The sequence below is a fragment of the Pseudomonas sp. PDM18 genome (assembly GCF_014852585.1).
Taxonomy (GTDB): Bacteria; Pseudomonadota; Gammaproteobacteria; order Pseudomonadales; family Pseudomonadaceae; genus Pseudomonas.
This window is the reverse complement of record NZ_JACVBX010000002.1, coordinates 345697-364809: the sequence shown is the minus strand read 5'-3', so window position 1 is coordinate 364809 and position 19113 is coordinate 345697. Positions and strand designations below refer to the sequence as shown.

Here is a 19113-nt window from a genome sequence, read left to right as displayed (position 1 = left end):
ATTGCCACAGCAAGAGGACGATGAGATGAGCACTGCAGCACAAGCCATTCAGCAAGACCTGGTACACCTGGACATCCACCCGGTAGCCGGCCGCATCGGCGCGGAAATTCGCGGCGTCACGCTTTCCGGCGATCTCGACGCCGCCACCATCGAGGCCATCCAGGCTGCGCTGGTGCAGCACAAGGTGATCTTCTTCCGTGGCCAGACCCAGCTCGACGACCAGGGCCAGGAAGCCTTCGCCAAGCTGCTCGGCGAGCCGGTGGCGCACCCCACCGTGCCGGTACAGGAAGGCACCCATTACCTGCTGGAGCTGGACGGCGCCCAGGGCCGCCGCGCCAACTCCTGGCACACCGACGTGACCTTCGTCGACGCTTATCCCAAGGCGTCGATCCTGCGCAACGTGGTGGCACCGGAGTCTGGCGGCGATACCGTCTGGGCCAATACCGCCACCGCCTACGACGACCTGACGCCGGAGCTGAAGGCGCTGGCCGACTCGCTCTGGGCCGTGCACAGCAACGAATACGACTATGCCAGCGTGCGCCCGAACGTCGACCCGGCGCGCCTGGAGGAATACCGCAAGGTGTTCACCTCCACCGTCTACGAGACCGAGCACCCGGTAGTGCGCGTGCATCCCATCAGCGGCGAGAAGACGCTGCTGCTCGGGCACTTCGTCAAGCGCCTGAAGGGCCTCTCGCAGCACGACTCGGCGCACCTGTTCGCCGTGCTGCAGAGCCACGTCACCCGCCTGGAAAACACCGTGCGCTGGCGCTGGCAGCCGGGCGACGTGGCCATCTGGGACAACCGCGCGACCCAGCACTACGCCGTCGACGACTACGGCACCCAGCCGCGCATCGTGCGCCGCGTGACGCTCAGCGGCGAAGTGCCGGTGGGTATCGATGGGCAACGCAGCCGGACAATCAAGAAGGTTTGAGCCTTTCCCCAAAGCCCCTCACCCCCGCCCTCTCCCAGGGGGAGAGGGAGTAGATCGGCGCAACGGGATGACCCGCTGCATCGGACTGCCCCCTCTCCCTCCGGGAGAGGGTTGGGGTGAGGGAAGCCCCAAACTCAGGATTCTCGAGATGACCCAATCCAACGCCGTACAACAACCCACCCCCGAACCCTTCGCCATCGTCCCCCTCGATGCCCCGCTGGGCGCCGAAGTGCGTGGTCTAGACGCCCGCGAGCCGCTGACCCCGGAACAGATCCTGGCGATCAAGCAGGCCCACCGCGAGCACCACATCCTGATCTTCAAGAACCAGGACCTGGACGATCAGCAATACCTGCGCTTCGCCACGCTGTTCGGCGCGGTGTTCCAGCCGCCGGCAGATGTGCCCGTGCTGTCCTCCGGTGCCGACGGCAAGGCCCCGGACATCGTCAAGGTGGCCAACACCGAGGACGGTGAACTGGGCAACTTCGCCCTGCCGGCCCACGTCGACCACCAATGGACGCCGGTGCCCTCCTCCGGCTCCTTCCTCTACGCCCTGGAGGTACCCAGGACCGGCGGAGAAACCCAGTTCACCAACCTCGCCCGCGCCTACGAGACACTGGATGAGGCGACCCGCGCCGAGATCGACCCATTGCGCCTGATCAACTACAACCCGTTCATCCGCCTGAAGAGCGGCGGCTACAACGGCACCTTCGTGCGCTACCGAACCCCGGACATCGAGCCCATCCAGGGCACCGAGCATCCACTGGTGCGCACCCATCCGGAAAACGGCAAGCGCGTGCTGTTCCTCTCCGTGCACACCGAGGTTGAAATCCCCGGTGCCGATCCCGTGCAAGGGGCCGCACTGGTCGAGCGGCTGCGCGAACACCTGCAGAAGCCCGAGTTGATCTACAGCCACAAATGGTCGGTGGGCGACATCGTCTGGTGGGATAACCAGGCCGTGCTGCATGGTCGCAACGCCTTCCCGGCCAGCGAGAAGCGCCGTTTGAAGCGCATCAGCCTGTCTGGCAGCCGGCCGTTCTGAGGTTATGTCCGCCCTATGGGGCGGAAATCTCCGCGCAAGGGCTTTTGACCCTGTAGGAGCGAGCTTGCTCGCGAACGGATTACCCGGGCGCTCTGGCATCAGGCAGTTCGCGAGCAAGCTCGCTCCTACAAAAAAACCTGAGATACCCCTGCTGACGACGCTTTCTATGCTTATGCGAAATCGTTTCTTGTCCTGAATCAGCTATTCCTTTTATAGTTTCGGCAACTCGTCATAACAAGTTATGAACTATGGCCGAACTACTCCCCCTCTCCCCCGTTCCCCTGTACAGCCAGCTGAAGGAAATCCTCCGCACGCGCATCCTCGACGGCACCTATCCGCCGCTCAGCCGCATGCCGTCCGAGGCCGAGTTGGGCAAGGCCTTCGAGGTCAGCCGGATTACCGTGCGCCAGGCGCTGGGCGACCTGCAGAAGGAAGGGCTGATCTTCAAGATTCACGGCAAGGGCACCTTCGTCGCCAAGCCCAAGGCCTTCCAGAACGTCAGCACCCTGCAAGGCCTGGGCGAATCCATGACCCAGCGCGGCTACGAGGTGATCAACCGCCTGCGCAGCTTCAAGACCGTGCCCGCCAACGCCCAGGTTGCCGCCCGTCTGCAAGTCGCCGAGGGCGAGAACGTGGTGCAGATCAAGCGTGCCCGCCTGGTCAACCGCGAGCTGGTGTCGCTGGAAATCACCTGGCTGCCGGAGGCCGTTGGCAAGCGGCTGGAAAAGGCCGACCTGGTCAGCCGCGACATCTTCCTGATCCTGGAGAACGACTGCGCCCTGCCCCTGGGCCATGCCGACCTCGCCATCGACGCCATCCTCGCCGATGCCGAACTGGCCCGCGCGCTGGAGGTGGAAGAAGGCTCGCCGGTGATGCGCATCGAACGCCTGACCCACACCGCCGACGGCGCACCGCTGGACTACGAACACCTTTACTACCGCGGCGACGCCTTCCAGTACCGCCTGCGCATCGACCGCCACAAGGGACCGCACCAATGACCCAGTTCGATCTCTCCCAGATCCCCGAGGAAAAGGAACTCGCCTACGACATCGTGGTGATCGGCGGCGGCACCGCCGGCCCCATGGCGGCGATCAAGGCCAAGGAAGCCAACCGCGAGCTGCGCGTGCTGCTGGTGGACAAGGCCAACGTCAAGCGCAGCGGCGCCATCAGCATGGGCATGGACGGGCTGAACAACGCCATCATTCCCGGCCACGCCACGCCTGAGCAGTACACCAAGGAAATCACCGTCGCCAACGATGGCATCGTCAACCAGGCGGCGGTCTACGCCTATGCCACCCACAGCTTCGAGACCCTGCAGCAACTGGACCGCTGGGGCGTGAAGTTCGAGAAGGACGAGGTCGGCGACTACGCGGTGAAGAAGGTCCACCACATGGGCGCCTACGTGCTGCCCATGCCCGAGGGCCACGACATCAAGAAGGTGCTGTACCGCCAGCTCAAGCGCGCCCGCATCGAGATCACCAACCGCCTGGTGGTGACCCGCCTGCTCACCGACGAAGAAGGCGCGGTCAACGGCCTGCTCGGCTTCGACTGCCGTACCGCGCAGTTCCAGGTGATCCGCGCCAAGGCCGTGGTCCTCGCCTGCGGCGCCGCCGGCCGCCTGGGCCTGCCCTCGTCCGGCTACCTGATGGGCACCTACGAGAACCCCACCAATGCCGGCGACGGCTATGCCATGGCCTACCACGCGGGGGCGGAGCTCTCTAACCTGGAGTGCTTCCAGATCAACCCGCTGATCAAGGACTACAACGGGCCGGCCTGCGCCTACGTCACCGGCCCGCTGGGCGGCTACACCGCCAACAACAAGGGCGAGCGCTTCATCGAGTGCGACTACTGGAGCGGCCAGATGATGTGGGAGTTCCATCAGGAACTCGAAGGCGGCAACGGGCCGGTGTTCCTCAAGCTCGACCATTTGGCCGAGGAAACCATCCAGACCATCGAGGAAATCCTCCACAGCAACGAACGCCCCAGCCGCGGCCAATTCCACGCCGGGCGCGGCACCGACTACCGCCAGCAGATGGTGGAGATGCACATCTCCGAGATCGGCTTCTGCTCCGGGCATTCGGCCTCCGGCGTGTGGGTCAACGAGAAGGCCGAGACCAGCGTCAGGGGCCTGTACTCGGCCGGCGACATGGCCGCCGTGCCGCACAACTACATGCTCGGGGCCTTCACCTACGGCTGGTTCGCCGGCACCAACGCCGCGCAGTACGTCGTCGGGCGCGAGTTCAGCGAAGTCGATGCAGTCCAGGTCGAGCGCGAGCGCGAACGCGTCTTTGCCCCGCTCAAGCGCGAGCATGGCCTGCCGCCGGCGCAGGTCGAGTACAAGCTGCGGCGGATGGTCAACGACTACCTGCAGCCGCCCAAGGTGACCAAGAAGATGGAGATCGGCCTGCAGCGCTTCGCCGAGATCGCCCGCGACCTCGACCAGATGAAAGCCAACAATCCCCACGAGCTGATGCGCGCCATGGAAGTCAGCGTGATCCGCGACTGCGCCGAGATGGCCGCCCGCGCCTCGCTGTTCCGCACCGAGAGCCGCTGGGGCCTGTACCACCACCGCGTCGACTACCCGCTGCGCAACGATGCCGAATGGTTCTGCCATGCGCACCTGAAGAAGGGCGACGACGGCGCGATGACCAGCTTCAAGAAGCCCATCGAGCCTTATGTGATCGCCCTGGATGAGGATGAGCAGCAGGCTTACGAGAAGCTGCGGGTGAAGAGCGAGGCGGCATAGTGGGTCGTTCGCCGAGGAGCCCCTCACCCCAGCCCTCTCCCAGAGGGAGTGGGGGTCGTTCGGCGCGAAGGGCGACAATGTCGTCAGCCGGCGAGCGCCGATTTCTTCACCGCTCAGGACAGTCCCCTCTCCCTCTGGGAGAGGGTTAGGGTGAGGGAAGACCCCGAGCACCAGTACCACCCCGGAAACACCGAACAGAATCAGCCGACCGCCAAGACGGCCGGCAAGCAACACCATGAGGACCGCGTGCAATGGCCTACCAACCCCAGGAAATCTTCTTCCGCTCCAGCGCCCCGGTGACCGTGGACGAAGACAAGTGCATCGCCGACAAGGGCTGCACCGTCTGTGTCGAGGTCTGCCCGATGGACCTGCTAGCGATCAACCCCGCCACCCAGAAGGCCTACATGGCCTTCGACGAATGCTGGTACTGCATGCCCTGCGAGAAGGACTGCCCGACCGGCGCCGTGCGGGTCGAGATTCCGTACCTGCTGCGTTGAACCCGTAGCGCCGCTGCTCTTGTAGGAGCGAGCTTGCTCGCGAACCAGGGCCGGCAGAGAGCTGTTCGCGAGCAAGCTCGCTCCTACGAAGCACCCAATAAGAAACGCCATCCGGACCCACCGCCGGACGCCTGATGCACCGCCCCTCGTTTCCCACCGCAAGGCCTGCGGCGGAGACGATTCCAACACTGATGATTCGAGGGGAACACCCATGACCTTGCGCACCACCCTGGCCGGCCTCGCGCTCGCCATTGCCAGTCTTTCCGCCCATTCGGAAACGATCCGCGTCGCCATCGGCACGCAGGACACCACCATCAACTGCGCCGCCGGCGGCCTGCTGATCCGAGAACTCGGCCTGCTCGATAAGTACCTGCCCCACGACGGCCAGTACAAGGACGCGCAGTACGACGTGCAGTGGAAGAACTTCACCAGCGGCGCGCCGCTGACCAACGAGATGCTTGCCGGCAAGCTCGACTTCGGCGCCATGGCCGACTTCCCCGGCTCGCTCAACGGCGTCGCCCACGAGGCCGCCGGCAAGCGCAGCCTGTTCATCAGCGTGCTCTCGGGCAGCATCGAAGGCAGCGGCAACGGCATCGTCGTCCCCGCCGCGTCCAAGGTGCAGTCGCTGGCCGAACTCAAGGGCCAGACCATCTCCGTGCCCTTCGCCTCCACTGCCCACGGCCTGCTGCTGCGCGCCATCGCCGCGCAAGGCTGGGACCCGGAGAAGGACGTCACCATCATCGCGCAGCCGCCGGAAGTCGCCGGCTCCGCGCTGCAGGCCAACAAGATCGCCGCCCACGCCGACTTCGTACCCTTCGCCGAGCTGTTCGAAAGCCGTGGCATCGCCCGCAAGATCTACGATGGCTCCCAGGCCAAGGCGCCGACCTTCCACGGTGCGCTGGTGGAAGCCGACTACGCGCAGAAGTACCCGGAAATCGTCGAGGCCTACCTGCGCGCGACCTTTGAGGCCAACCAACTGCTCGCCAAGGAGCCTGAGAAATACAGCGAGCTGATCGAGAAGGTCGCCGGCATTCCCGCCGAGGTGAACTACCTGTTCCACGGCCCGCTGGGCCTGCAGACCCGCGACCTGACCTGGAAACCGGAATACCGCCAGGCCGTGGCCACCGCCATCGACACCCTGAAGCTGCTGAAGAAGGCCGACCGCGGGCTGAACGTCGAGCAGTTCGTCGACGATCGTTACATTCGCGAGGCCTTCAAGGCCGCCGGCGCCGACTACGACCAAGCGCTGAAGAACTACGCGCAGCAGCCGCTGCTGGGCAATGACGCTCTGACCAACAAGCCGATCACCGATACCCGCAAGGTCGCGCAGATCTGGGTGCGTGGCGAGCCGAAGGTGCGCAGCTACGCGACTGCCAAGGAGGCGCTGGGCCAGCTGGCCGAACTCAAGCAACAGGGCAAGGACATCCGCGCGGTGTACGCCCAGGCCAGCGACAGCGGCATCAAGCTGCTCGCCGGGCAGGCGTGGTTCGTGCGCGGCAAGGATGGCGCGCTGGACGCCTTCCTGCTGCGTGAACAGGCCGCTGCCTTCGCCCGCCAGCATGGCGGAGAAGTCGCCGACTTCGCCGCCGCCAGCCAGCAGGCCGTGGCCAGCCGCTGAATCGAGGACCAGCCCCGGCGCCTGCGCGCCGGTGCTGGCGGAGACGAGCCGATGAACACCACCACCCTCACTCGCTGGAGCCTGCGCCTGGCCTCAGTGCTGGTCTGCCTCGCGCTCTGGCAGGTGCTCAGCGCGCGCCACGTGAACCTCGGCGTGGTCACCTTCGCCAACGTGCCCGGCCCGCGTGACGTGCTCGATGCCGCCTGGCACCTCGCGCAATCGAGCAAGCTCGGCCGCCACCTGGGCAGCAGCCTGCTGCGGGTGCTCGCCGGCTACCTGCTGGCGGCTTTCGCCGGCATCCTCCTCGGGCTGGTCATCGGCCGCGGCCGCTGGGCGCGCGACAGCCTGCTGCCGCCACTGGAAGTGCTGCGGCCGATCCCGGCGGTGGCGTGGATTCCGCTGGCGATCCTGATGTTCCCCAGTTCCGAGCTGTCGATGATCTTCATCACCTTCACCGGCGCGCTGTTCCCCATCCTGCTCAACACCATCCACGGCGTCGAAGCGGTCGACCCGCGCCTGCTCGCCTCCGCCCGCAGCCTCGGCGCCAGCCGCCTGGCGCTGCTGCGTGAAGTGGTGCTGCCGGGCGCCGCGCCGAGCATCGTCACGGGCCTCGCCATCGGCATGGGCACCTCGTGGTTCTGCCTGGTGACCGCCGAGATGATCTCCGGGCAATGGGGCATCGGCTACTACACGTGGGAGTCCTACACCTTGCAGAACTACCCCGACATCGTCGTCGGCATGCTGCTGATCGGCATGCTCGGCATGGCCAGCAGCCTGCTAGTACGCCAGCTCGGCACCCTGGTCACGCCCTGGCAGCGCCAGGCCGGAGGCAAGCCATGACCCTGCCCGCCAGCGCGCCCGGGCGGGTGCGCGTCGACGGTCTGTCGATCCACCTGGGCAGCGGCCGCGATGCCTTCGAGGCCGTGCAGTCGCTGAGTTTTTCCATCGAGCCCGGCGAGTTCGTCTGCGTGCTCGGCCCCTCCGGCTGCGGCAAGTCCACTCTGCTCGGCGCCCTGGCCGGGCACCTGACGCCCAGCGCCGGCCTGCTGGAAGTGGACGGCCAAGCCGTCGCTGGCCCCTCCCCCGAGCGCGGCATGGTGTTCCAGCACCACACCCTGCTGCCCTGGCGGCGGGTGCGCGACAACGTCGCCTTCGGCCTGAAGATGCGCGGCGTGCCTCGCGCCGAGCGCCATCGCCAGGCGGATGAAATACTCCGGCTGGTGGGCCTGGACGGCTTCGCCCATCGCTGGCCGTCGCAGCTCTCCGGCGGCATGCAGCAGCGTGTGGAGATCGCTCGCGTGCTGATCAACCAGCCGCGTCTGCTGCTGATGGACGAACCCTTCGGCGCCCTCGACGCGCAGACGCGGATGATGATGCAGGAGCTGCTGCTGGATATCTGGACGCGCCTGCGCACCAGTGTGCTGTTCATCACCCACGACATCGACGAGGCGCTGTTCCTCGCCGACCGCATCCTGGTGATGAGCCCGCGCCCCGGGCGCATCCTCGAAGACATCCGCCTCGACTTCCCGCGCCCCCGCCACGCCGACCTGCTCACCACGCCTGAGTTCTCCCGGCTCAAGCGCCACTGCCTGGAACTGCTGCGCCACGAAGACGGCCGCCAGCTGCCACGCCTGACACCCCTGGGCCTGCCCACCCAACAACGGATACCACGATTCGCCATATGACTACCTTCAATGTGAGCACCGACAACCCCGACATCCTCGACCTGCAACCGCGCCTGCAGGACGCCGACGCCGGCGTGCGCCGCATCGCGCTGATCGAGCTGGCCGACCTGGAAGAGCCCGATGGCCTGCCCTGGCTGGCCCATGCGCTGAACCATGACGATGCCGCCAGCGTCCGCGCCGAGGCTGCGCGCCTGCTGGAAGCCTGGGAAGAGCCCGAGGTGGTGGACGCGCTCTGCCAGGCCCTGGCCGACACGGAGGAAGACGTGCGCGAAGCCGCCGCGCAGAGCCTGAGCGAGCTGAAGACCGCCGAAGCTGGCGTGCGCCTGTTGCCATGGGCGAGTCATGCCGACATTTTCGTCCGCCGAAGCGCCCTGCGCGCCCTGCGCGAACTGCGCCTGGAAGACGCCGCCGAACCGGCCCTGACGGCGCTGGACGACAGCGACGCCGGCGTGCGCCGCGAAGCCGTGGGCATCCTCGGCTGGCTCAAGCGCACCGACGCCCTGCCGCACCTGGCACGCCTGACCCGCGACGACCCGGACGCCGAAGTCCGCCGCGCGGCGGCCGGCGCCCTCGGCCTGGCCATCGACGCCAGCGTGCTGCCAGCCTTGCAGGCGGCGCTGCTCGACCCAGCCTGGCAGGTGCGCGAGGAAGCCGCCGGCACCCTCGGCAAGCTGGCCCTGCCGGGAGCCGGTGATGCGCTGGTGCAGGCACTGGAAGACGACTTCTGGCAGGTGCGCCTGCGCGCAGCACGCTCGCTGGGCAAGCTGCGCTACCTGCCGGCGCTGGACGGCCTGAAGGTCGTGCTCGGCCATGGCATCAGCAACCTGCGCAAGGAGGCGGCGCTGGCCCTGGGCGAGCTGGGCAGCGGCGATGCCATCGACGCCCTGCGCAGCGCCGAGCATGACGGCGACCCGGAAGTCCGCAAGGCCGTGCGCATCGCGCTGGCACAACTCGGGCAATCGGCATGAACACCCCGGTCGCGCTGCATCGTTCCAGCGTCGATGGAGAGCTGCGTATCCGCTGGGACGACGGCGTCGAACAGTGCATCGCCTTCGCCCGCCTGCGCGGCGCCTGCCCCTGCTCGCAGTGCCGGATGGCGCGGCTGCAGGGGCGCATTGACCTCGTCTCGGCCGGCGTCGTCCTGCAGGAATTTAACCTGCAGGGCTATGGCGTACAGCTGGTGTTCGACGATGGCCACGACCGCGGCATCTACCCCTGGGCCTATCTCAGGGCGCTCAACTGATCGCCTGGGACAGGTGCTCGAGTACGCGTTCGACCGCACGCTCCAGGCATCCCTTGAAGAAGTGATCGGCGCCGGCGTAGAGCACCACCTCACGCTGCGCCGGGCGCGCCCAGTCCAGCAGGTTGGCCAGCGGCGCCATTTCGTCCGCCTCGCCGTGCAGCAGCAGGCAGTCAACCGGCAACTCCTGCGCCTCGTAGTCGCGGCCACCCGGCACAGTGCCCACCGGCAGGCCCATCAGCGCGATGGCCTGCGCAGGCGGAGACAATTCGCCGGCCACGCGGGCGAACACATAGGCGCCGAAGGAAAAGCCCACCAGCGCCAACGGCAGGCCGGGATACTCGCTGCGCAGGTGCGCAATCACCGCGAGCATGTCCTGCGCCTCGCCGATGCCTTCGGCGTACTCGCCTTCGCTGCCATCCACGCCACGGAAGCTCGGCCGCACGGTCATCCAACCGGCGCCACAGAGCTTGCGCGATAGAGTCAGCGGTACGCGGTGTTTCGGGCTGCCGCCAAGCAGCGGCTGCGGGTGGCTGATCAGCACCATGCCCCGCAGCGGCACACCCGGCCGATCGATCAGCAACTGCAGCTTGCCCACCGGGCCATCGATCAGTTGCGTGCTGCGCTCTTCTTCGGACATCGACTCTTCTCGCGAAACGGACACGGAGCGCCGATTGTAGCGCCCCGTCCACTCATTCCAGCATTCGCGACAGCGCGGGGCCGCAATCCGTAGGGCGCATGACCTGGAACAGGTTATCCGCCGTACGGAATGGCAGCGGCCCCCACCAGCCTTGGCGTTAGAGGATCGACAGCGGGTAGTCGACGATCAGGCGGAACTCATTGACGTCGCCTTCGGCCTGGTCGGCATTGCCCCGGTGGATCGCCTCGCGCAAGCGGAAGGAAAGATCCTTCGCCGGCCCGGACTGCACCACATATTTGGCCTCCAGGTTGGTCTCGTGGTGCTTGCCGTCCTCGCCATAGCCATAGCCGCGGTACTGGCTGTCGGCGGCCATTTTCGTGCCGTCGATGCCATGACCGTTGACATAGCGGGCCATGAAGCTCAGGCCGGGGATGCCGTAGGTAGCCATTGCCAGGTCATAGCGCAGTTGCCAGGACTTCTCCTCCGGACCGTTGAAGTCCGAATACTGGATGGAGTTGGCGAGGAAGATCGAGTCGCCGGTGTCGCCGGGGCCGTTGACGCCGAAGGCCACGTAGTCGAACGGCGTGTCGCCGTGGACCTTCTGGTAGGCCAGTGTCAGGGTGTGCGCGGTGAGGAAGGTGTACGCGGCGGCGGCGGACCAGGTGGTGTTGCTGATCTCACCGGCCTTGGCGCTGCCGTCATCGTTGGTGCGGTAGAGGTTGAAGTCGAAGTTCAGCGACTGGTCATCCGCCAGCGGCAGCGTGTAGTTGGCGTTGCCGTAGTACTGGCGCCACACGTCTTCGAGTTTGGACGCATACAGCGAGAAGTTCAGCGTGTCGTTGACCGCGTACTTGCCACCCACGTAGTCGATGCTGCTGGCCTCGACGTTGGCATAGGAGGCCCAGATGCCATGGTCGCCGTTGGTAGTCACCGGGCCGTTGCCGCCGGTGAAGTGGCCGCCGTCCAGGTCCAGCCCTTCGATTTCGCTGCTCAGCACGTTGAAGCCGGTGGCGGTCTGCGGGAACAGTCGGGTGCCGCCAGCGGCGAACACCGGCGCGGTGGGCTGCAGGTCGCCCCAGCGCAGCTCGGTCTTCGACACGCGCAACTTCACCGCACCGCCGGCGCGGCCGTACTCGCTTTCCGGCGAGCCGTCGTCACGCACCGGCAGGTTGCCGGTGCCGGAGGTACCGGCGCCGCCATCCAGGCGGATGCCCCAGTTGCCGAAGGCCTCGACGCCGAAGCCGACGGTGCCCTGGGTGAAGCCGGAGCTGTAGTTCAGCGAGAAGCCCTGGGTCCAGTCCTTGCGGTCCCGGTCTCCGGACTTGCGGTCACTGTTGTAGTAGTAGTTGCGCATCAGCAGCGAGGCGGTGCTGCCTTCGATGAAGCCGGTGGCTTCGGATTGGTCGGACACGGCGGCGGCTTGCGCCAGTTGGAACGGAATGCCGGCGAGCGATGCGCTGACACAGGCACCGAGCACGGAAAGACGGAACGCGGACATCTGCTACCCCTTTGTTGGTCTTGTCTTGGCAGGTATATCGATTGAATGCTGAACAACTTTCTTATGTTTCCCCCGCCATAGGCAGAGCGAGCGAAGAGATAACAATCCAGTGCCGCGCTCTCCAACCAGCCTTATCGATAGTTGATATCGAGACGAATGATTCAGCATTTACTCCTCTGGCCGTTAAGCTTGCGCCCCGATGAAGAACATGAGTCCCGGATGCCCGCTCCAGAGCGTCCGGAGGATTGCTCCACTTCATCATCCTTTGGTTTGGCCGCCTCCCCAGGCGGCCTTTTTTTGCCCGAAGGAAAGTGATGGAACAGCCGTTCCAGACCATTTACCGGATAATTATCCTGGCCACTTCGCGAGATATACGAACAGTACGCCCTGGTAACTTTCCCTGAACTTCAGCGGACAAGTTCCGCAGGATCGGGCAAACAGTTCGCCGGCCCCAAGTTCACCCGGTACGCCGTTCATCCCCTGCTCCTTCCCGGCCGCAAAGAGTCACTTGCGCAAAGCAAGTGACCCATTTAGATTACAACCATAATTCTTTCCGACCAGACCTTGCCTGTCGCCTCGCCAGGCCCCGTAACAAGGCGGCTCGATTAGATGACGATATTAATGCAAAGAGGTCCAACCATGCGCAGAACCAGCTTCGACCACCTGCCCTGCCCAGTCGCCCAGGCGCTGGACCTGATCGGCGACAGCTGGAACGTGCTCATCCTGCGCGAAGCCTTCTACGGCTCCACCCGCTTCGACCAGTTCCTCGCACGATTGGGCATTGCCAGCAACGTACTCACCCGCCGCCTGCGCGCCCTGGTGGACAGCGGCCTGCTGCAGCGTCGGCAATACAACGATCACCCGCCGCGCTTCGACTACCTGCTCACCGAGCGCGGCCGCGACCTGCGCCCGGTGCTGCTGACCCTGCTGGAATGGGGCAAGCGTCACGCCGGCATGGCCACCGCGGCAGAACTGGTGGACACCCGCAGCGGCCGACAGGTGCGTATCGCCCTGGTGGATGCCGACAGCGGCGAGCCCATCGGCCCGCACCACCAGATTCACCGCCGCGAGGGCGACCGACTCGTCCCCGTCTTCCCGCAAGCCGATCCCCAGAACATTCCCCAAGCCGATCACGCCTGAGCGAGGCCACCATGAACCAGCCCGTCACCCTCCCCGCCACGCCAGCCGTCGACACGGCCAAACCGAAATCCCGCAAGGCGCTCAAGCTGGCCATCGCCACGGCGGCCATCCTTGGCGCAGGCGCCTATGCCGGGCACTGGTGGCTCGACGGGCGCTTCCTGGAGAAGACTGACGATGCGTATGTCGGCGGCGACGTCACCGTCATCAGCCCGCGCGTGGCCGGCTACATCGCCGAGTTGAAGGTCAGCGACAACCAGAAGGTGCATGCCGGCGACCTGCTCGCTCGCATTGACGACCGCGACTACCGTGCCGCCCTGGCCAAGGCCGAAGGCGCCGTACATGCCGAGGAAGCGGCGCTGGGGAATGTCGACGCTCAGGCCTCGCTGCAGGATGCGCTGATCCGCCAGAGCCAGGCGGAGATCGACGCAGCCGCCGCCGAGGAAGTGCGCACCCGCGACGATCAGCGCCGCTACGCGACCCTGGTGCGCACCAACGCCGTGTCGGTAGAGGCCGCACAGCGCGCCGACGCCAGCTTCAAATCCGCCCGCGCCAACAGCGACAAGGCCCGCGCCAGCCTGCTCGCCGCGCGCCGCCAGCTCGACGTGATCCACAGCCAGCGCCAGCAGGCCCAGGCCGCGCTGGAGCAGGCCGTCGCCGCCCGCGACCTGGCGCGCCTGGACCTCAGTTACACCGAACTGCGCGCCCCGGTGGACGGCTACATCGGCAACCGCCGCGCGCGGGTCGGCAGCTACGTCGCCGCCGGTACCCAATTGCTCGCCGTGGTGCCCGCACAGGGCCTGTGGGTCGACGCCAACTTCAAGGAAGACCAGCTGGCGCGCATGCATCCCGGCCAGGCGGTCACCATCGAGGCCGACATCCTGCCCGGCAAGGTCTTCCACGGTCACCTGGACAGCCTCGCCCCGGCCACCGGCGCGCAGTTCAGCATCCTCCCGCCGGAGAACGCCACCGGCAACTTCACCAAGATCGTCCAGCGCGTGCCGGTGCGCGTGCACCTGGACGATGCCGACGGCCACCTCGGCGACCTGCGCCCCGGACTTTCCGTACTGGTGGAAGTGGACACCCGTGCCCACGAGCATGGCGACGCCGACCAGCGCCTCGCCCAGGGCACTCGGCCGTGAACCTTTCCGCCAGCACGCGCTGGATTCAGAGGCACTGGAACAGCGAAGTGGTGCCGGTGAAAAGCCTGTCCACCGGCCGCAAGGTCATCTCCTTCGCCTGCATGTGCCTGGGCATGTTCATCGCCCTGCTGGACATCCAGATCGTCTCCGCCTCGCTGCGCGACATCGGCGGCGGGCTATCGGCCGGCGCCGATGAGCTGGCCTGGGTGCAGACCAGCTACCTGATCGCCGAGATCATCGTCATCCCGCTCTCCGGCTGGCTGTCCAAGGTGCTCTCCACGCGCTGGTTGTTCGCAGCCTCGGCGCTGGGCTTCACTCTCACCAGCCTGCTCTGCGCCATGGCCTGGAACATCCAGAGCATGATCGCCTTCCGTGCGTTGCAGGGCTTCCTCGGTGGCTCGATGATCCCCATGGTGTTCACCACCGGCTTCCTCTATTTCGACGGCAAGCAGCGGGTGATAGTCGCGGCCACCATCGGCGCCATCGCTTCCCTCGCGCCGACCCTCGGGCCGGTGGTCGGCGGCTGGATCACCGACATCTCCTCCTGGCCCTGGCTGTTCTACATCAACCTGGTGCCGGGGCTGTTCGTCGCCATCGTGGTGCCGATCATGGTGCGCATCGACAAGCCCGACCTGTCGCTGCTCAAGGGCGCCGACTATCCCGCCATCGTGCTGATGGCGCTGTTCCTCGGCTGCCTGGAATACACCCTGGAGGAAGGCCCGCGCTGGAACTGGTTCAGCGACGACACAATAGTCGCCACCGCGTGGATTTCCGCACTATGCGGCATCGCCTTCATCTACCGCAGCCTGACCGCCGCGCACCCCATCGTTGACCTGCGCGCCCTGAAGGAACGCAACTTCGCCCTCGGCTGCCTGTTCAGCTTCGTCACCGGCATCGGCATCTTCGCCACCATCTACCTGACTCCGCTGTTCCTCGGCCGGGTGCGCGGCTATGGCGCGCTGGACATCGGCCTGGCGATCTTCTCCACGGGCATCTTCCAGATCATGAGCATCCCGCTCTACGCCGCCCTCGCCCGGCGCGTCGACCTGCGCTGGATACTGTTGCTGGGCATGGTGATGTTCACCCTGTCGATGTATGAATTCGCCCCGCTGACCCACGACTGGGGCGCGGCCCAGTTGATGTTCCCGCAGGCCCTGCGCGGCATGGCGCAGCAATTCTGCGTGGCGCCCACCGTGACGCTGGCACTGGGCTCACTGCCGCCGGAACGCCTGAAACTCGCCTCCGGGCTGTTCAACCTGATGCGCAACCTGGGCGGCGCCATCGGCATCGCCGCCTGCGCCACGGTGCTCAACGACCGCGCCAACCTGCACTTCCTGCGCCTGGCCGAGCACCTGAACAGCGGCAACGAAGCGCTCAACCACTGGCTCGCGCCGTCCATGGAGTTGAATGGCGAACCCTCGCAGCAGGCGCTCAAACACCTGTGGGACATGACCTGGCGCGAGGCGCAGACACTGACCTTCGCCGACGCCTTCCTGCTGGTCGGCGCGTGCTTCGCGGTGACGCTGCTGCTGGTGCCACTGATGCGCAAGATAGCCCCGCCCCCGCAGCCCAGCGCGGACAGTCACTGAGCCGCCATCAACTCCTCGAGGAAGGCGACGAACACGCGGATGCGGCTGGATTCGCGCAGACTCGGCGGATAGAGCACGTTGATGACGCCGGATGTGTTCCCGGGGTATGAGTCGTACTCAGGGAGCAGGCGCACCAGTCGCCCGGCGCGGACGTCCTCGGCCACCAACCAGTCCGACAGCAGCGCAATACCGCCGCCGGCCAGCGCGGTCTCGCGCAGCACGTCGGCGTTATTGCTCTGCAAGCGGCCCTGCACGTTGAGCGGCCAGGTGTCCTGGCCGTCGCTGCAGGTCCAGGTCAGGTGCGCGCCGCCGTAGTCGAAGCGCAGGCACTGGTGCTCCATCAGTTCCAGCGGATGAGCCGGTTTGCCGGCGCGCTGCAGGTAGTCGGGACTCGCCACCAGCCAGCGTTGGAACTGGCCGATGGGACGGCTGATGATGTCGTCGCTGGTGAGGCTCGAACCCAGGCGCACGGAGAGATCGATCTGCTGTTTCGGCAGGTCGGTGATCTGGTCGCTGAGGGACAGGCTGACCTCCAGCTCAGGGTATCGCGCCAGCAGGCGCCCCAGGTGCGGGGCGATGACCCGGCGACCGAACTCCACCGGCACGCTGACGCGCAACCGCCCTTTCGCCTCGCGGCCACGGTCGCTGACCAGGCCGTCGGCCTCCACCAGCGCCTCGAGGATTTCCACGGCCTTGTCGTAGTAAGCCTGCCCGGCGAGGGTCGGGCTGCTGTGGCGGGTGGTGCGGTTGAGCAGCGTAGCGCCCAGTTCCGCCTCCAGCGCCGCTACCTGGCGGGTCACCGAAGAAGTCGCCACGCCAAGCTTGCGGGCCGCCGCCGAGTAGCCACCGCAGCGGACGGTCTCGACGAACATCGACAGGGCCTGCAGTTTGTCCATGGCGGCACTCCGGGAGCGGGAAACCCGGGAGTGTACCCAATCACCCCTGCGCTCGCCTTGCACGCCTGTGCTCTCAGGCGTGGCTGTCGCCGCGCAGCAGGAAGAGCAAGGTGGCGATGGTCGGGATTACCGCCGCGCCGATGGCGAACGGCGTCCAGCTGACGGCTTCGTAGAGCGGGCTGGCGACCAGCGAACCGAGCGCACCGCCGACGAAGATGCTGGTCATGTACACCGCGTTCAGGCGCGCACGGCTGTGCGGGTCGAGGGCGTACACCTCGCGCTGGCCGAGCACCATGTTCAGCTGCACGGCGAAATCCAGCAGCACCGCGCACACCACCAGCCAGAAGAACCCCGCACCGGGCAGCGCGCCGAGCAACAGGGCGAACGGCGCCAGCAGCAGCGCCACCAGGGTGCCCTTGAAGGTATGCCCGGCATCGGCCAGCCGCCCGGCGATGGGCGCGGCGACCGCACCGACCGCGCCGACCAGGGCGAATAGCGCGACCTGGGTCTGGCTGAAGCCATGGTGGCGGATCAGCTCGATGGGCGCGATGGTCCAGAAGGCGCTGAACGCGGCGAACAGCAGGCCCTGGTAGAGCGCACGTTCGCGCAGCACGGCGTAGCGCCGCGCCAGAGAGAACACCGAGCCGATCAGCTGCGGGTAGGTCGCGCTGTGAGCCGGCACACGGCGCGGCAGCGCCACCGCCATCACCAGCGCGATCACCAGCATCAGCACGGACGCCGCAAGGAACACTCCGCGCCAGCCGAAGACCTCTGCCACCAGGCTGGACACCGGCCGCGACAGCAGGATGCCGAGCAACAGGCCGCCCATGATGTTGCCCACCACACGGCCACGGGCCTCCTCCGGCGCCAGGTGCGCGGCCAGCGGCACGAGGATCTGCACTGCCACCGAGGTCAGTCCGATCAGCAGCGCGCAGGCCAGCAGCACCGACGGCGAATTCGCCAGCCCGGCGCCGGCCAGGCACAGCGCCACGGCCAGGGTGAAGCCGATCACCAGCTTGCGGCTTTCCAGCAGGTCCGCCAGCGGCACCAGGAACAGCAGGCCGATGGCATAGCCGAACTGGGTCAGCGAGACGATCAGGCTGGCGTTTTCGGTGGAGAGGCCAATCGCCGGGGCGATCAGCTCGACGATGGGTTGCGCGTAGTAGAGGTTGGCGACCACTGCGCCGCAGCAGAACGCGAGCAGCACCACCATCGCCGAGGACAGGGTTGGCTGCGCGTGGTCGGCCGGGAGAGAATTCGAAGCGGGATTCATGACCATTCCTTGTGGGAAAAACAGTGGTGCCAGCCTATGCCGGCAGCTTCCCGCGCAGAATCGGTCGGGCCGGCAATACAGCGGTGCGCGAAACGCAACGCTGCCTGCCGGCGCGAGGGTTCAGGCCATGTCGCTGTTGCTGAATTCCTCGGCGAGGAAGTCGATCAGCGTGCGCACCGAGGGCAGCAGGCCACGGCGCGAAGGGAAGATCGCGTGGACGATGCCGCACTTGGGCGACCAGCCCGGCAGCAGCTCGACCAGCCGGCCGGCGGCCAGGTCCTCGCGCACCGCCACGCGCGGTACGTGGGCGATGCCAACGCCAGCGATCACGGCATTGCGCAGGGCCAGCAGGTCGTCGGTGACCATGCGCGGCTTGTGCGAGATGAGCAGGCGCTCGCCCTCCTCGTTGAACAGCTCCCACTGATACTCGCGCTGCATGCTGCCCCAGTGCAGGCTGGGCAGTTGGCCGAAGCCCAGGGGCGAGCTGTCGCCGCTCATGCGTTCGAGGAAGTCCGGACGCCCCACCAGGCACTGGGTGCTGTTGCCCAGCACCTTCATCACCATGTCGGTGTTCTCCAGCGGCGGGAAGCGCACCCGCAGAGCAATGTCGAAACCCTCGTGAAGCAGGTCGACGCGGCGGTTGGTGCTCTCGATGAACAGCTCGACCAGCGGGTACTTGAGCATGTAGCGGGTGAGCATCGGCCCGACCCAGGAGTTGAGCAGCGTCGTCGGGCAGGCCAGCCGCACCAGTCCGCGCGGCTCGGCGCGGTTGCGCTCGATGACCTCGGACGCCCCTTCCGCCTCGACGCGCATGGCCACGCAGCGCTGGTAGTACTCCTGGCCGATCTCGGTCAGCGAGCAGTGCCGGCTGGTGCGGTGTAGTAGACGAACGCCGAGGCGTTCCTCCAGCTGGGCGATGCGCCGGCTGAGCTTGGACTTGGGGATGTCCAGCGCGCGGCCGGCAGCGGCGAAGCCACCCTGCTCCACCACCTGGGTGAAGTAATAGAGGGTGTTGAGGTCTTCCATGGATCGTTCTCCGGATGGAACGCTGGCAAAGGTGCGCAGCTTACCGTATCGACTGTTGCGATACGCGCCGGAGTCTTCCTCGCCGAGGTTTTACCCTGTCGGATGCCTGACGCAGACAGGGCCCGTCCCTGCCGGGGAACACGATTCCTGGCAGGG

At 66.7% G+C, this 19113-nt stretch carries 18 protein-coding genes; 13 read left to right on the top strand and 5 right to left on the bottom strand.

Translation table 11 applies throughout. The features are described 5' to 3' along the window. The first annotated feature begins 25 nt into the window (after positions 1-25). From IB274_RS06570 to IB274_RS06525, 10 genes are all read left to right on the top strand, one after another. Positions 26-931 (top strand): TauD/TfdA dioxygenase family protein, encoded by a 906-nt coding sequence (locus IB274_RS06570; RefSeq protein ID WP_024767020.1) that lies wholly within the window; start codon positions 26-28, stop codon positions 929-931. 148 nt (positions 932-1079) lie between these two features. Beyond that, positions 1080-1970, top strand: coding sequence for a TauD/TfdA dioxygenase family protein (locus IB274_RS06565; protein WP_037014834.1), 891 nt, complete (start codon positions 1080-1082; stop codon positions 1968-1970). A gap of 248 nt (positions 1971-2218) precedes the next feature. Then, positions 2219-2968, top strand: coding sequence for a GntR family transcriptional regulator (locus IB274_RS06560; protein ID WP_192431210.1), 750 nt, complete (start codon positions 2219-2221; stop codon positions 2966-2968). Then, positions 2965-4716: a fumarate reductase/succinate dehydrogenase flavoprotein subunit gene (locus tag IB274_RS06555; protein ID WP_192431209.1), complete on the top strand. Its 1752-nt coding sequence runs from the start codon at positions 2965-2967 to the stop codon at positions 4714-4716. The genes IB274_RS06560 and IB274_RS06555 overlap by 4 nt, the downstream gene beginning before the upstream one ends. Positions 4717-4967: 251 nt before the next feature. After that, positions 4968-5213 carry a ferredoxin family protein gene (locus IB274_RS06550; RefSeq protein ID WP_024767017.1) on the top strand — a complete coding sequence of 82 codons (246 nt, stop codon included), beginning with the start codon at positions 4968-4970 and terminating at the stop codon, positions 5211-5213. 211 nt (positions 5214-5424) lie between these two features. Next, positions 5425-6831, top strand: coding sequence for an ABC transporter substrate-binding protein (locus IB274_RS06545; RefSeq protein WP_192431208.1), 1407 nt, complete (start codon positions 5425-5427; stop codon positions 6829-6831). A 51-nt stretch (positions 6832-6882) separates the two neighbouring features. Continuing rightward, positions 6883-7671 carry an ABC transporter permease gene (locus IB274_RS06540; protein WP_192431207.1) on the top strand — a complete coding sequence of 263 codons (789 nt, stop codon included), beginning with the start codon at positions 6883-6885 and terminating at the stop codon, positions 7669-7671. Continuing rightward, on the top strand, positions 7668-8516 hold the full coding sequence (locus IB274_RS06535; RefSeq protein ID WP_192431206.1) for an ABC transporter ATP-binding protein: 849 nt from the start codon (positions 7668-7670) through the stop codon (positions 8514-8516). Before IB274_RS06540 ends, IB274_RS06535 begins: the two co-directional genes overlap by 4 nt. After that, positions 8513-9484: a HEAT repeat domain-containing protein gene (locus IB274_RS06530; RefSeq protein ID WP_192431205.1), complete on the top strand. Its 972-nt coding sequence runs from the start codon at positions 8513-8515 to the stop codon at positions 9482-9484. The genes IB274_RS06535 and IB274_RS06530 overlap by 4 nt, the downstream gene beginning before the upstream one ends. Next, positions 9481-9759, top strand: coding sequence for a DUF971 domain-containing protein (locus IB274_RS06525; protein WP_192431204.1), 279 nt, complete (start codon positions 9481-9483; stop codon positions 9757-9759). The genes IB274_RS06530 and IB274_RS06525 overlap by 4 nt, the downstream gene beginning before the upstream one ends. Here IB274_RS06525 and IB274_RS06520 read toward each other — a convergent pair. Both IB274_RS06520 and IB274_RS06515 read right to left on the bottom strand, forming a co-directional pair. After that, the gene (locus IB274_RS06520; RefSeq protein WP_192431203.1) at positions 9752-10396 is read right to left on the bottom strand and encodes an alpha/beta hydrolase; all 645 of its coding nucleotides are present in this window, start codon (positions 10394-10396) and stop codon (positions 9752-9754) included. The genes IB274_RS06525 and IB274_RS06520 overlap by 8 nt on opposite strands. Before the next feature lie 157 nt (positions 10397-10553). Then, positions 10554-11894, bottom strand: a complete 1341-nt coding sequence (locus tag IB274_RS06515; protein WP_225614707.1) for an OprD family porin — start codon at positions 11892-11894, stop codon at positions 10554-10556. Between the two features lie 639 nt (positions 11895-12533). Here IB274_RS06515 and IB274_RS06510 point away from each other — a divergent pair. The 3 genes from IB274_RS06510 (at position 12534) to IB274_RS06500 (ending at position 15762) form a co-directional block, all read left to right on the top strand. Beyond that, complete coding sequence (locus IB274_RS06510) at positions 12534-13034, top strand: winged helix-turn-helix transcriptional regulator (protein WP_192431202.1); 501 nt, start codon at positions 12534-12536, stop codon at positions 13032-13034. Between the two features lie 11 nt (positions 13035-13045). Continuing rightward, positions 13046-14173 (top strand): HlyD family secretion protein, encoded by a 1128-nt coding sequence (locus IB274_RS06505; RefSeq protein ID WP_192431201.1) that lies wholly within the window; start codon positions 13046-13048, stop codon positions 14171-14173. 101 nt (positions 14174-14274) lie between these two features. Then, entirely contained in the window at positions 14275-15762 is a 1488-nt protein-coding gene (locus IB274_RS06500; protein WP_225614737.1) for a DHA2 family efflux MFS transporter permease subunit, read from the top strand. Here the strand turns inward: IB274_RS06500 and IB274_RS06495 are convergent. From IB274_RS06495 to IB274_RS06485, 3 genes are all read right to left on the bottom strand, one after another. Continuing rightward, complete coding sequence (locus IB274_RS06495; protein WP_192431200.1) at positions 15756-16658, bottom strand: LysR family transcriptional regulator; 903 nt, start codon at positions 16656-16658, stop codon at positions 15756-15758. The genes IB274_RS06500 and IB274_RS06495 overlap by 7 nt on opposite strands. A gap of 73 nt (positions 16659-16731) precedes the next feature. Continuing rightward, positions 16732-17931 carry an MFS transporter gene (locus IB274_RS06490; protein WP_192431199.1) on the bottom strand — a complete coding sequence of 400 codons (1200 nt, stop codon included), beginning with the start codon at positions 17929-17931 and terminating at the stop codon, positions 16732-16734. Positions 17932-18051: 120 nt separating this feature from the next. Beyond that, positions 18052-18957, bottom strand: coding sequence for a LysR substrate-binding domain-containing protein (locus IB274_RS06485; protein ID WP_192431198.1), 906 nt, complete (start codon positions 18955-18957; stop codon positions 18052-18054). Between the last annotated feature and the right edge of the window lie 156 nt (positions 18958-19113).